At 59.6% G+C, this 12,160-nt stretch carries 12 protein-coding genes; 9 read left to right on the top strand and 3 right to left on the bottom strand.

Annotation, left to right across the window (positions count from 1 at the left end):
* The first annotated feature begins 44 nt into the window (after window positions 1-44).
* Complete coding sequence (locus tag B7E11_RS20305) at window positions 45-1,112, top strand: RluA family pseudouridine synthase (protein ID WP_176220835.1); 1,068 nt, start codon at window positions 45-47, stop codon at window positions 1,110-1,112.
* 766 nt (window positions 1,113-1,878) lie between these two features.
* On the opposite strand, the gene B7E11_RS20310 is transcribed toward B7E11_RS20305, so the two are convergent.
* Both B7E11_RS20310 and lplA read right to left on the bottom strand, forming a co-directional pair.
* Window positions 1,879-2,706: an aldo/keto reductase gene (locus B7E11_RS20310; protein ID WP_080838124.1), complete on the bottom strand. Its 828-nt coding sequence runs from the start codon at window positions 2,704-2,706 to the stop codon at window positions 1,879-1,881.
* A gap of 32 nt (window positions 2,707-2,738) precedes the next feature.
* Window positions 2,739-3,725 (bottom strand): lipoate--protein ligase, encoded by a 987-nt coding sequence (gene lplA / locus B7E11_RS20315; protein ID WP_080838127.1) that lies wholly within the window; start codon window positions 3,723-3,725, stop codon window positions 2,739-2,741.
* Between the two features lie 159 nt (window positions 3,726-3,884).
* On the opposite strand from lplA, the gene B7E11_RS20320 reads away from it, so the two are divergent.
* The 8 genes from B7E11_RS20320 (at window position 3,885) to B7E11_RS20355 (ending at window position 10,858) form a co-directional block, all read left to right on the top strand.
* The gene (locus B7E11_RS20320; protein WP_080838130.1) at window positions 3,885-4,496 is read left to right on the top strand and encodes an ArsR/SmtB family transcription factor; all 612 of its coding nucleotides are present in this window, start codon (window positions 3,885-3,887) and stop codon (window positions 4,494-4,496) included.
* Entirely contained in the window at window positions 4,489-4,788 is a 300-nt protein-coding gene (locus B7E11_RS20325) for a hypothetical protein (protein WP_080838132.1), read from the top strand. Before B7E11_RS20320 ends, B7E11_RS20325 begins: the two co-directional genes overlap by 8 nt.
* 77 nt (window positions 4,789-4,865) lie before the next feature.
* A complete protein-coding gene (gene clpP, locus B7E11_RS20330) occupies window positions 4,866-5,450 on the top strand; it encodes an ATP-dependent Clp endopeptidase proteolytic subunit ClpP (protein WP_080838136.1) in 585 nt (194 codons plus the stop codon).
* Between the two features lie 193 nt (window positions 5,451-5,643).
* On the top strand, window positions 5,644-6,201 hold the full coding sequence (locus tag B7E11_RS20335) for a TetR/AcrR family transcriptional regulator (RefSeq protein WP_176220836.1): 558 nt from the start codon (window positions 5,644-5,646) through the stop codon (window positions 6,199-6,201).
* Window positions 6,202-6,306: 105 nt separating this feature from the next.
* Window positions 6,307-8,034: an ABC transporter ATP-binding protein gene (locus tag B7E11_RS20340; protein WP_080838142.1), complete on the top strand. Its 1,728-nt coding sequence runs from the start codon at window positions 6,307-6,309 to the stop codon at window positions 8,032-8,034.
* A 29-nt stretch (window positions 8,035-8,063) separates the two neighbouring features.
* A complete protein-coding gene (locus B7E11_RS20345) occupies window positions 8,064-9,905 on the top strand; it encodes an ABC transporter ATP-binding protein (RefSeq protein ID WP_080840914.1) in 1,842 nt (613 codons plus the stop codon).
* A 180-nt stretch (window positions 9,906-10,085) separates the two neighbouring features.
* On the top strand, window positions 10,086-10,274 hold the full coding sequence (locus B7E11_RS20350; RefSeq protein ID WP_080838144.1) for a hypothetical protein: 189 nt from the start codon (window positions 10,086-10,088) through the stop codon (window positions 10,272-10,274).
* Window positions 10,271-10,858 (top strand): hypothetical protein, encoded by a 588-nt coding sequence (locus tag B7E11_RS20355; protein ID WP_080838148.1) that lies wholly within the window; start codon window positions 10,271-10,273, stop codon window positions 10,856-10,858. The genes B7E11_RS20350 and B7E11_RS20355 overlap by 4 nt, the downstream gene beginning before the upstream one ends.
* A gap of 366 nt (window positions 10,859-11,224) precedes the next feature.
* Here B7E11_RS20355 and B7E11_RS20360 read toward each other — a convergent pair whose 3' ends face one another.
* A complete protein-coding gene (locus tag B7E11_RS20360; RefSeq protein ID WP_080838151.1) occupies window positions 11,225-12,091 on the bottom strand; it encodes an AraC family transcriptional regulator in 867 nt (288 codons plus the stop codon).
* Window positions 12,092-12,160 lie beyond the last annotated feature (69 nt).

Genomic DNA, 12,160 nt, shown 5'->3' on the forward strand with positions numbered 1-12,160 from the left:
CCGCCGCGATGGCGGGACAACGTTCAGGGAGTGTTGACGAGGCGATGATTACGCGCACGGTATCCCCGTCGGAAAGCGGCAAGCGGCTGCACCGCTATTTGCGGCAGCTCATGCCGAATATTCCGCTGGGTCAAATTTATAAAATGATCGACCAGGGCAAGGTCAAAATCAACGGAAAACGCAAAAAACAAAACTACGAGCTCGCGGCTGGAGACGAATTGACGCTTTATATGGAAGACGCGTCATTCAAGGAAGCTTCCGCCGGGCAGCCGAAGCCGAAATACGTCGGCGTCAACGCCAACATCGACGTCGTCTTCGAGGACGACGAGCTGCTGGTCGTTGCGAAGCCTGCGGGCGTGCTTACGCACCCGGACCGTCCGGACCAGAAGGATTCGCTCATCAACCGCGTGCACGCGTATTTGTACCGGAAGGGAGGGCTGGACAGCGCGCTGTTCATGCCGGCGACGGCCAACCGTCTGGACCGGAACACGAGCGGTCTCGTCCTCGTCGGCAAAACGGCGGGCATGCTGCACCGGCTGAACCAATGGATTCAGAAGCACGAGCTGCAAAAATATTATTTGACGATCGCCGAAGGCCGGCTGCAAGGGGAAGGAACGTTAACCGGCAGTCTCGTTCGCGACGAGAAGGGCAATCGGACGCGCGTCGTCGGAGATGCCGGCGGAAGCCCGGAAGGGGACGGCGGCGGCAACGGCGCGATCGGAAGCGCGGCAGGGGGCGGAAGCGCGGAGCAAGGCCCGCAGCAAGGCCCGCAGCAAGGACCGCAGCAAGGACCGCGGCAAGGCCCCCAGGAAAAGAGCGCCACGACGCATTATCGCGCGCTGCAGCACGGCAAAGGCTGCACGCTGCTGGAAATCGAGCTGGTCAGCGGACGCACCCATCAGATTCGGGCCCACCTGCAAAGCATCGGGCATTCGCTGCTGGGCGACGTCAAATACGGGGGGCGGCCGTTTGCGGGGGTGAACCACCAGCTTCTGCACGCCTGGCGGATCGTTCTGCCGGACGGCAGGGAATTTCGCGCCCCGCTTCCCGAGCGGATGCGAAGCACGATGGTCAAGGCGGGGCTTTCGCTTCCGTTGTCGGAGGAGAACTAAATTAACGGCCCGCGAAAGGCCGTTTTTCTATTGCAGTCTCGCCCGGTTGAGTCGAGGAGACTCATCTTGACCCGTGGTGCTCGTTCAGCCGCGCTTAGTTGGGTAAAAATGACTCATCTCAGCTCCTCCGCACGCCCGGCAACGATCCAGATGAGTCGTGACTACTCATTTAGACCCGTGATGCTCGCACAGCCGCACGCAGTTGAGTAAAAATGACTTATCTCAGCTCCTCCGCACGACTGGCAGCGGTTCAGATGAGTCGTGACTACTCATTTAGACCCGTGATGCTCGCACAGCCGCGCGCAGTTGAGTAAAAATGACCCATCTCAGCTCCTCCGCACGACTGGCAGCGGTTCAGATGAGTCGTGACTACTCATTTTGACCCGTGATGCTCGCACAGCCGCACGCAGTTGGGTAAACGTTGGGCAGCATGGGCTGCTTATATTGGATTTCATCCCATCAACGAAACGAGAATCGATGCTTATTTGGTCTAGAGTGGATTTTATCCAACGAAAAACAGCCGTTTCGGGCGAAAAGAACGAAATGGCCTCGCCAGATTGGATAAAATCCAGCGAGGCCAGACCCTTTTCGCGCAAAAGCCGGTGTAGATTGGACAAAATCCACTGTAGCTTCGCTATCGCGCCTACCTATACAGACCCAAACTTTAAAGGTTGATATCGTCAGGCAATCCGCCGATCCCGGCCAAGAAACCGCCGGTCCCCGCCAAGAAACCGCCGGTCCCCGCCAAGAAACCGCCTGACTCGCTTTAGAACAAAAACTCGTCCGGATTCGAGCCGAAGCGGCGGTTCCGGTTCAAGCCGTCGATCCGCTCCATGTCCTCCGCGCTCAGCTCGAAATCGAAAATGTCGGCGTTCTCGGCGATCCTCGACGGGGTGATCGATTTCGGGATCGTGACGACGTCGTGCTGCAAGTCCCAGCGAAGCACGACTTGCGCCGGCGTCTTGCCATATTTGGCCGCGATTTCCGCGAGGACGGGCTGGTCCAGATTGCCCTGCATGAGCGGACTCCAGGCTTCGAGCTGGATGCCGTTCTGCTTCGCGTAGGCGAGCAATTCCTTTTGCGTCAGAAGGGGATGGAACTCCACCTGGTTGACGGCGGGCACCGTCTCGCTCGCTTGGCGCAGCGTCTCCAGGTGATGAACGTGGAAATTGCTGACGCCGATCGCGCGGACATAGCCGTCGCGGTACAGCTTCTCGAACGCGCGCCACGTGTCGACGAATTTGTCTTTGCCCGGCCAGTGGATCAGCAGCAGATCGACCGTGTCGATGCCGAGGCGTTTGCGGCTTTGCTCGAACGCGGCCAGCGTCGTGTCGTAGCCTTGATCCTCGTTCCATATTTTGGTGGTAATAAACAGCTCGTCCCGGGAGATGCCGCAGGTGCGGATCGCCTCGCCGACGTCGCTTTCGTTATTGTAAATGCGGGCCGTGTCGATGCTGCGGTAGCCGGTTTCCACGGCGGCATGAATCGCGCGCCGCGCGTCCCCCGGCTCGGTTACTTTCCATACGCCGAGCCCCAGGCGGGGCATGCGCACGCCATTGTTCAGTACGATCGTGTCTTGAATGCTTCCACTCATTTGTTCGTTCCTCCAATCGGGGTTTGCCTTATTTATATAAGCAGGCCCAGCCATTCTTCCCGGTCGACAGGACCGAAATAGAAGGCAAGGTCCACGCCTTCAAGCGCCTTTTCGATCGCCTCTCGTTCGTAGCGAACGCCGATCAGCTTGCTCGTCACGTCGGACACTTCTCCCCGCCCGAAAAAGTCGCCGTAGATGGATGCTTCGGCGATAAGGCCTTTCTCGACGTTCAACCTGACGTCGAACGTGCCGGCGGCCAGCCGTTTCATTTGGCGGACGTTGGATGCCGGGGACAGGCCGTAATTCCAATCCCAGTTGCGGTAACGCTCGTCGGCCAGCGCCTTGACGCCGGCCCAGTCTTCCTCGGTCAATATGTAGCGCCGAACTTCCCGGCCTTCGAAAATGGACGTCAACAGGAATTCCTTAAACCGGTCGATCGTCATCGGCTCCGGCAAAAATTCGGCGATGTTGGCGACCCGGCTGCGCACCGACTTGGTCGCTTTCGATTCGAATTTGAGCGGATTCGGCTTCAAGGCCGAGGCCACGTTTTCCATGCGGGAATCGAACAAAAGCGTGCCGTGGCTGAACATGCGGCCGCGGGTGGAAAACTGGGCGTTTCCGGAAATTTTGCGTTCGCCGACCTGCAGGTCGTTGCGGCCGGACAATTCGGCTTCGACGCCGAGCTTCTGAAGGGCGGCGACGACCGGGGCGGTGAACTTGCGGAAGTTGTGGAACGAATCCCCGTCGTCCCGGGTGATGAAGCTGAAGTTCAAATTGCCGAGATCGTGGTAGACCGCCCCTCCTCCGGAGAGCCGGCGGACGACATGGATGCCGTTCTTTTCGACGTATTCCGCGTTCACTTCTTCGGCCGTGTTCTGGTTTTTGCCGATAATGATGGACGGCTCGTTAATATAGAAAAGCAAATAATCATGCTCGGCCGGCAGCTTCCGCAGCGTATATTCCTCAAGAGCGAGGTTAAACGCGGGGTCATGGCTGTTGCCGTTGTCGATGAACAGCAAGACGGTATCCTCCTTACGCGAAGATGATCACGACTTCTATTTTACGCCAGCGGGAGGCGGAGAACAAATCGGGCCGTTTTCGGCATCCGGATTGCTTGACATGAAGAGTTTCACGTAATAAAATTGGTTTACGTAAAAATAAATTTTTAGGTGAATCGAATGAAGAGCCAGGAGATCATGGACGTGTACCGGTTGGAGACGCCCGAGCAGGCGCTGGCGCTGCTCAACCCGCTGCGGGCCGAAATGTTGCGGTTGCTCGAGGAGCCGGGCTCCGCTTCGGAAATCGGCCGCAAGCTCGGCGAATCGGCGCAAAAGGTAAACTACCATCTGAAAGGGCTGGAAAAGGTCGGGCTCGTGCGCCGAAGCGGATCGAGGCAGGTGCGCAATTTGATCGAGGTCATGTACCAAGCCGTCGCGCGCACGTACGTCATTCCCGACACGTTCGGCTGGCCGGAGCATTTGACGCGGCGGATGAAGGATCAGGGAGCGCTGAGGCAGCTCGTCAACGCGGCGGAGCGAATCCGCAGGGACGCGATGGCGCTGATGGAGGCGTCGGATTCGCGGGAGCAGGTGCCGAGCGCGGTGCTGGAGACGGAAGTGGCGCTTCCGGACGAGAAGACGAGGGCCGCGTTTTTGCGCGATTACGCGCAAGCGGTGCGGGAAGTGGCGGAGCGGTACCGGGCGGCTTCGCCGGATGCGGGGGGCGAAGCCTTTCGCGCCGTATTGGCCGTTTATCCGGAAGTCAAACAAGGAGGAGAACGCGATGAGTGAAAACAGTCCGGCCAAGGAAAAGGAAACGAAACAAAAAAGCGAAAGGCCGATCGTCGTATGGGAGACGCGCCGGGACGGCCGCGGCGGCAAGCGGGGCGAAGGAAACGCCGGCGCTCCGCTCCCGCTGCGCGAACCGCCGGCAAGCGGGGAGGCGACCGTTCGCCTCGTGCCGCTGACCGATTCCGCCGGCCTGCCGGAGGGAGCGGTCGTCATCCGTATCGCCTCGTCGGGCTTTGGGGGGGCGCAGCCGCTTCCCGCGCACCCGAACGCGGAACTGCGCTGCGCGGCTTAAGCCGGCCGCCCGTTTGGCGACCGTTCCGTTCCAAGGTTTTTCCCAAATGACCAATTCATTTCAGGAGGTGCCCGATCATGAGTTACATTCCAGTCGTCGTCGAGCAAACGAGCCGCGGAGAACGGTCCTATGACATTTACTCCCGGCTATTGAAGGACCGCATTGTGTTTCTCGGCTCGGCGATCGACGACCAAACGGCCAATGCGATCATCGCCCAACTGCTGTTTCTCGCGGCGGAGGATCCGGACAAAGACATCCATATGTACATCAATTGCCCCGGCGGATCCACGACGGCCGGCCTCGCCATCTACGATACGATGCAATATATCAAGCCGGCCGTATCGACGATCTGCGTCGGGATGGCGGCATCGTTCGGCGCCTTGCTGCTGGCGGCGGGCGCGGACGGCAAGCGCATCGCGCTGCCGAACGCCGAAGTGATGATTCACCAGCCGTGGGTGAGCGGCGGCGGCGTGCGCGGCCAGGCGTCCGACATCGCCATTCACGCGGAGAACATTCTCAAAACGCGCGACCGCCTGAACAGGATCCTTTCCGGGAGAACGGGCCAACCGCTCGAAAAAATCGAGAAGGATACGGACCGCGATTATTACATGACCGCCGAAGAAGCGATGGGCTACGGGCTGATCGATCGCGTATTGAACTGACGGCGGGCGCCGGCGTAGCGAATCAAAGACTGTCCGAACGGAGCGCGATGTTCGGGCAGTCTATTTGTTTTTCCATATAAAAATGCCATTGACGTAGTGAGTCCTCACTATTTATAATGATCGCATGGATACGAACAATACTCCACCGTCGCGCAAACGGGCCAAAGGCATGAATCTCCAGGACCGGAGAGCGATGATCGTTCAAACGACGCTTCGGCTGCTGAAAGAGGTAGGGCCGAGCGTCACGACGCTGCAGATCGCCCGGGCCGCCGGGATCAGCGAGCCGACTATCTTCCGGGCCTTCGCCGACAAGCAAGAGGTGTTGGAGGCAAGCCTGGAAGAAGCGACCAAACCGGAGCATATCGCGATTGAATTGGAGGCAATCGACCTGGAAGCCGGCTTGGAGGAGCGCTTGACGAAGCTTATCGAAACGATGCGGGACCATTCGGAAAGAACGGGGGCGATCCTGAACGCGATCCGTCTGGCTTCTCCGTCCGGTCCGAAGGTTCCCGGGCCGCGAGCCGAAGAACTGCAGCGAAGATGGTTTGAACGGTATAAAGTCATTCACGCCTCCGTGTGCAAAATTTTGGAGCCGGACGAACCGCGCTTGCGCCTTCCGGTCGCCGAAATGGCAAGCGCGGTGCTCGCCATCGTGCTGTCGATCGGCCGCACCGGAGGCTCGAACAGCGGACTTCCGGTCGTCACGTCGAAGCAGTTGACGGATCTTATTTTGCACGGGGCTTTGAAGTAAGCTTTCGCTCGCGCCCGAATCACGGTTCATATTCAGTTCACAATAGCGTTCTATAGTTTGCGCTATGAACGGTCAAAAGGAAAAGACATTGGAGATGGTCGATCGATGGTAAAGCTTTTCCGGTTTTTAAAGCCCTACCGTTGGGGCGTCGCGCTCGTCATGGCGCTCGTATTGCTTCAGTCGTTGGGCGAGCTGTACTTGCCCACCCTGATGTCCGACATCGTCAACAACGGCGTCGTCGGGGAGAATACGCCTTACATTTGGCGGATGGGCGGCTTCATGCTGGCCGTAACGATTGTCGGAACGTTCGTTTCGATCATGGCGAGCTATTTTTCGGCGAAAATTTCGTCGGGCTACGGCAAGATCGTCCGGGCCAAGGTGTTCAAGCACGTCGAAAACTTCTCGCTGGAGGAGTTCGACAGAATCGGCACGGCTTCGCTGATCACCCGCACGACCAACGACATCAACCAGGTTCAGCAGGTGCTGATGATGATGCTGCGTCTGATGGTGATGGCCCCGATGATGTGCATCGGCGGAATCATCATGGCGCTGTCGAAGGACGCGAAGCTGACGCTTGTGCTGCTCGTGGCGCTGCCGGTGCTCGCGCTCGCGATTTTTCTGATCGCGCGCAAAGGCATGCCTTATTTCAAGGCGATTCAGACGAAGCTCGACCGGCTTAATCTCGTGCTCCGCGAAGGGTTGACGGGCATCCGGGTCATTCGCGCCTTCAACCGGACCGGACACGAGAAAGAACGGTTCAAGGAAGCGAATCGCGACTTGACGGATACGGCGATCAAAGTCAATCAGATCATGGCCGTCATGATGCCGCTGATGATGCTGATCATGAATTTTTCGTCGATTTCGATCGTCTGGTTCGGGGGCCTGCGCGTCGGCAGCGGGGATATGGGCGTCGGCGACTTGATGGCTTTTATCCAATACGCGATGCAAATCATGTTCTCGCTGCTCATGTTCTCCATGATGTTCGTCATGGTGCCGCGGGCTTCGGCATCGGCCGTTCGCATCGACGAGGTGCTGAACATGGAGCCGACCGTCACGAATCGGTCGGAGAAGGCCAACGCGCCGACGGAACGGGGAACGGTGGAGTTCGACAACGTCGCGTTCAGCTACCCGGGAGCCGAGCAGCCGGCCGTCGAGGGCCTTACGTTTACGGCGAAGCGGGGCGAGGTGACGGCCATTATCGGCGGCACCGGCTCCGGGAAATCGACGCTCATTCATCTCATCCCCCGGTTCTACGACGTCGACAGCGGCTCCGTCCGGGTCGACGGGATCGATGTCCGCGACTGGACGCAGGAACAGCTCCGGCAGCGGATCGCGCTCGTTCCGCAGAAGGCGGTTCTGTTTACCGGGACGATCGCGGATAATATTCGCTACGGCAAAGAGGATGCGACGGACGAGGAAATTCGAAAGGCCGCCGAAGTGGCGCAGGCGCTCGATTTCGTCTCGGCGATGCCGGAAGGGTTCGATTCGACGCTCGCCCAGGGCGGCACGAACGTGTCCGGCGGGCAGAAGCAGCGGCTGTCGATCGCCCGGGCGCTCGTGCGCAAGCCGAACGTCTACTTGTTCGACGACAGCTTTTCGGCGCTCGACTACAAAACGGACGCCAAGCTGCGGGCGGCGCTGCGCGGCGAAACGGCCGACGCGACGGTCATCATCGTCGCCCAGCGGGTGAGCACGGTCATGGACGCCGACCGGATTATCGTGCTGGATGAGGGGAAAATCGCCGGAATCGGCACGCACGGCGAACTGATGGCAAGCAGCGACGTTTACCGGGAAATCGTATCGTCGCAGCTTTCGGAGGAGGAGATCGCGTGAGCAAGGAACCGAACCGGACGCAAGCCGGAATGCCTCCGAGACCGCCGGGACCGGGCGGCCCCGGCGGGCCGGGCATGGCGGGGATTCCGGTCCAGAAGCCGAAAAATTTCAAAGCGACGTTCAGGCGTCTTGTCGGCTATTTGCGGCCCCACCGCTTCAAACTGCTGGCCGTACTCGTAACGGCGATCATCAGCACAGTCTTTTCCATTTTAAGTCCGAAAATTATGGGCCAGGCGACCGACAAGCTGTTCGAAGGATTCATGTCGGGATCCGGCATCGACTTTCAAGGCATTTGGGTCATCATCATGACGTTGGCGGGCTTGTATGTCGTAAGCTCCCTTTTCGGTTTTTTCCAGCAATACTTGATGGCGGGAGTGGCGCAAAAAACGGTTTACAAGCTGCGCAACGACGTGAACGAAAAGCTGGAGAAGCTGCCGCTGAAATTTTACGATTCGCGGACGAACGGCGATATTTTGAGCCGCGTCGTCAACGACGTGGACAACATCAGCAATACGCTGCAGCAAAGCCTGACGCAGCTGATCACGTCGATCGTGACGCTGGTCGGCGTCATCGTCATGATGCTGACGATCAGTCCGCTTCTTACGCTGATTCTTGTCCTGACGCTCCCGTTGAGCTTCATTGTCATCGGCATGATCGCGAAACGGTCGCAAACGTATTTCAAAGCCCAGCAGGCGCATTTGGGCGAGCTGAACGGGCATGTGGAAGAAATGTACACCGGGCATGCGGTCGTCAAGGCATACGGACGCGAACGCCAATCGATCGCCCGTTTCGAGGAAGTGAACGACAAGCTGGACGAAGCGAGCTGGAGAGCCCAATTCGTTTCGGGAATCATCATGCCGCTCATGACGTTGATCGGCAACATCGGCTACGTGTTCATCTGCGTCGTCGGGGGCGTCCTCGTCATCCAACGATCGATCAGCGTCGGGGATATTCAAGCTTTCATCCAATACGCCAGACAGTTCACGATGCCGATTACGCAAACGGCCAATATCGCGAACATTATCCAATCGACGATCGCTTCGGCGGAGCGGGTGTTCGAGCTGCTCGACGAGCCGGAGGAGACGGCGGAAGCGGCGGCTCCGGCCCGGCTCGCGGCGCCGAAAGGGAACGTGGCGTTCCGTGACGTCCGCTTCGGCTACAGCGAGGATAAGCCGCTTATTGAAAATATGAACATCGACGTCAAAAGCGGGCAAACGGTGGCGATCGTCGGACCGACCGGCGCGGGCAAAACGACGCTGGTCAACCTGCTCATGCGCTTCTACGAGCTGAACGGCGGATCGATCACGGTCGACGGGACGGACATTACCCGCTTGTCCCGGGCGGATTTGCGCGGCATGTTCGGCATGGTGCTGCAGGACACGTGGCTGTTTAACGGAACGATTCGCGACAATATCGCATACGGGCGGAAGAACGCCACCGAAGCCGAGGTGGTCGAGGCGGCCGCGGCCGCGCATGCGGACCATTTCATCCGGACGCTGCCGGACGGCTACGACACGGTGCTGAACGAGGAAGCCTCCAACATTTCGCAAGGGCAGAAGCAGCTGCTGACGATCGCGCGGGCGATTTTGGCCGATCCGTCGATTCTGATTCTCGACGAAGCGACGAGCAGCGTCGACACGCGGACGGAAGTTCTCATTCAGAAGGCGATGAACCATTTGATGAACGGCCGAACGAGCTTCGTCATCGCCCACCGGCTGTCCACGATTCGCGACGCGGACTTGATCCTCGTCATGAACAAGGGAACCGTCATCGAGCAGGGAACGCACGAAGAGCTGCTGGCGGAAGGCGGATTTTACGCGGAGCTTTATAACAGCCAGTTTGCCGGAAGAGTGCGTGCAAGCGCGGTCTGACCAGGCATTTGCAAGTCCCCGAACGTCCGGCTTGGCCGGTTTCGGGGACTTTTTGCTACGTTAAGCGCGATTTCCCGTTGAATGCAGCCGAAAATTAATCCGTTCCTCAGATTCCGTTCACGCTCCGTTCATTTTCCCGTGGTAACTTTCGAATAGCGAAAAGCGGGAGGGATGATCCGGATGAAAAAATGGCATTTGCTTCTGGGCGGGTTTCTGGCGATGGCCATGCTCGCGGGCTGCGGGTCGGACGAGTCCGGCGCGGCCGGCGAATCCGCGGCGGCGGGCGCCGCCGCCCAGACGGAACAAGCGCAGACGGCGGACGGTGGCGGACAAGCCCGGCAGGGGGACCCGGGGGCGGCTTCGGGATGACCGACGAGAACGGGAATGCGGCGGATCTGATCGGCAAAATCAAAAGCGTCAGCGGCAATACGATCACCGTATACAAGTCGCAAATCGATCCGTCGCAAACGGGAGGCGGCCGCGGCGGAATGCGTAGCGGCGGCAGCGAAGGGCAGGACGGCGCGGCGCGGCCCCCGAGCGGGGACGCGGAGACGTCGAATGGGGCTGCGCCGTCGCCGGGCGGCGATGGCAGCGCGCAGCCGGGAGACGGCGGGAGCGGCAGGCCGCCGGGCGGGGTGAGCATGGACGAGATGTTCACGGAGGAAACCGTCGACATCACCGTTACCGATGCGACCGTCATTCGGCAAACGTCGTTCGAAAACAACGAGATGGCGACGACGGACGCGGCGCTGGCCGACCTGAAAGAAGGCGACGTGCTGACGATTTGGCTCGCCGAGGGGACGCAGGAGGCTTCCTCGATCCGGCTCGGAGCCTTCGGCGGCGGCATGGGAGGCGGCGGCGGTCCGGGACAGCCGCAGGGGACGGATGCCCCGCCGGCTTCCGGCGAGGATTCCGCCGGCGCGGCCGATGCTTCGGCAGCGGCGAACGCATAGGCTAACAACTTGACAGTTAAAAAGGCAAGCCCGCCGGCAAACCGAGTCTTTTGCCGGCGGGCTTGCCTATTGGTCTGGAAACCGGCTCCTGACTAGGTAAGGCTCCCCCGCCTTCGCTGGATTTCGTCCATCCGGCGAAGCGGAAACCGGGAAAAAGGCTTGCTAGAGTGGATTTTATCCACAGAGGAAGGGAGCTTCGAAACATTTACGCAAAAAAGACTGCATTCGGTTGGAAGAAATCCAACGTAAGCAGCACGGCCCACGGAAAAAGCCGATTTTTATTGGATAAAATCCACTATACGTTCGCCAGCGATCGTTTCGGCCCCTCTATGCCGCGGGCGGGCGCGGGTATCGGACGCAATTCGGTTACCCGGAGCGATTTTTGCGGTAGGCCGCCGGCGTCATGCCGGCGATCCGTTTGAACGTCCGGTGAAAATGCGGCATGCTTTCGAAGCCGCAGCTTTCGGCGACGACGGATATGCCCAGCTCACCGTCGGCCAGCAAGTCCATCGCGCGGATGATCCGTTTGGTCGCGATAAATTCGGTGACGTTCATGCCGACGAGGCGCTTGAACAAGCGGCTGAAATGGGCCGGGCTGACGGCGGCGCGCTCGGCCAGCTCGGCCAGGCCGATCGGCTCGGCGAAGCGCCGGTCGATGTGCAGCAGCGCGTCCTTCAGCCAGGCGGGACCGACCGTCGGCAGCGGCTCGGGCGCGCCCGGATCCCGGCCGACGGCGCGGTCGATGCCGAGCAAAAGCGACTGCAGATGAAGCATGACGGCATGGCGGTACCCGGGTTCCCTGGCGTTCAGCTCGCCATGGATGCTCGCAAGCGCCGGCTCGACCGTCTGCAGAAAACGCTGCGGCAAAACCAGCTTGAAGCTTTTGTTTTTCCGGCATAATTCGAAGCACCGCAAATAAGAGAACGATTCTCCGAGCGAAGGCTGCTGCAGGGCGGCCGCGCCGAAGAAAACGGCGGTCGACGTGACGGGGTCCGCGCGGTCCGGAAAAGCCCGATGAATGGTGTTGCCCGGAATGGCGAACAAATCCCCCGCCCCCATATCGTAAATTTCCCGGTCGATAAAAAAAGAGCCCTTTCCGCTATGCACGTATACGAGCTCGTACCAATCGTGCAAATGATCCGGAAGCTCGCTTTGTTCGGTTTTCGTATCCCGGTAGACGAAGGAAAAAGGGAATGCCGGCGAGGCGTCGAAACGCTTGCGCAACGGCTTCATCGGCGGTCGTCCTTTCTGATCAGGATCGTATAGCTAGACGGTATCAAAAAACAGTATATTTTTGCAAGA

The sequence above is a fragment of the Cohnella massiliensis genome (genome assembly GCF_900169535.1).
In the GTDB taxonomy this organism is placed as follows: domain Bacteria; phylum Bacillota; class Bacilli; order Paenibacillales; family Paenibacillaceae; genus Cohnella; species Cohnella algarum.

Coding starts and splice junctions, on each gene's coding strand:
- B7E11_RS20305 (WP_176220835.1), top strand. CDS start 45: ATGATTACGCGCACGGTATCCCCGTCGGAAAGCGGCAAGCGGCTGCAC.
- B7E11_RS20310 (WP_080838124.1), bottom strand. CDS start 2,706: ATGAGTGGAAGCATTCAAGACACGATCGTACTGAACAATGGCGTGCGC.
- B7E11_RS20320 (WP_080838130.1), top strand. CDS start 3,885: ATGAAGAGCCAGGAGATCATGGACGTGTACCGGTTGGAGACGCCCGAG.
- B7E11_RS20325 (WP_080838132.1), top strand. CDS start 4,489: ATGAGTGAAAACAGTCCGGCCAAGGAAAAGGAAACGAAACAAAAAAGC.
- clpP (WP_080838136.1), top strand. CDS start 4,866: ATGAGTTACATTCCAGTCGTCGTCGAGCAAACGAGCCGCGGAGAACGG.
- B7E11_RS20335 (WP_176220836.1), top strand. CDS start 5,644: ATGATCGTTCAAACGACGCTTCGGCTGCTGAAAGAGGTAGGGCCGAGC.
- B7E11_RS20340 (WP_080838142.1), top strand. CDS start 6,307: ATGGTAAAGCTTTTCCGGTTTTTAAAGCCCTACCGTTGGGGCGTCGCG.
- B7E11_RS20345 (WP_080840914.1), top strand. CDS start 8,064: ATGCCTCCGAGACCGCCGGGACCGGGCGGCCCCGGCGGGCCGGGCATG.
- B7E11_RS20350 (WP_080838144.1), top strand. CDS start 10,086: ATGAAAAAATGGCATTTGCTTCTGGGCGGGTTTCTGGCGATGGCCATG.
- B7E11_RS20355 (WP_080838148.1), top strand. CDS start 10,271: ATGACCGACGAGAACGGGAATGCGGCGGATCTGATCGGCAAAATCAAA.
- B7E11_RS20360 (WP_080838151.1), bottom strand. CDS start 12,091: ATGAAGCCGTTGCGCAAGCGTTTCGACGCCTCGCCGGCATTCCCTTTT.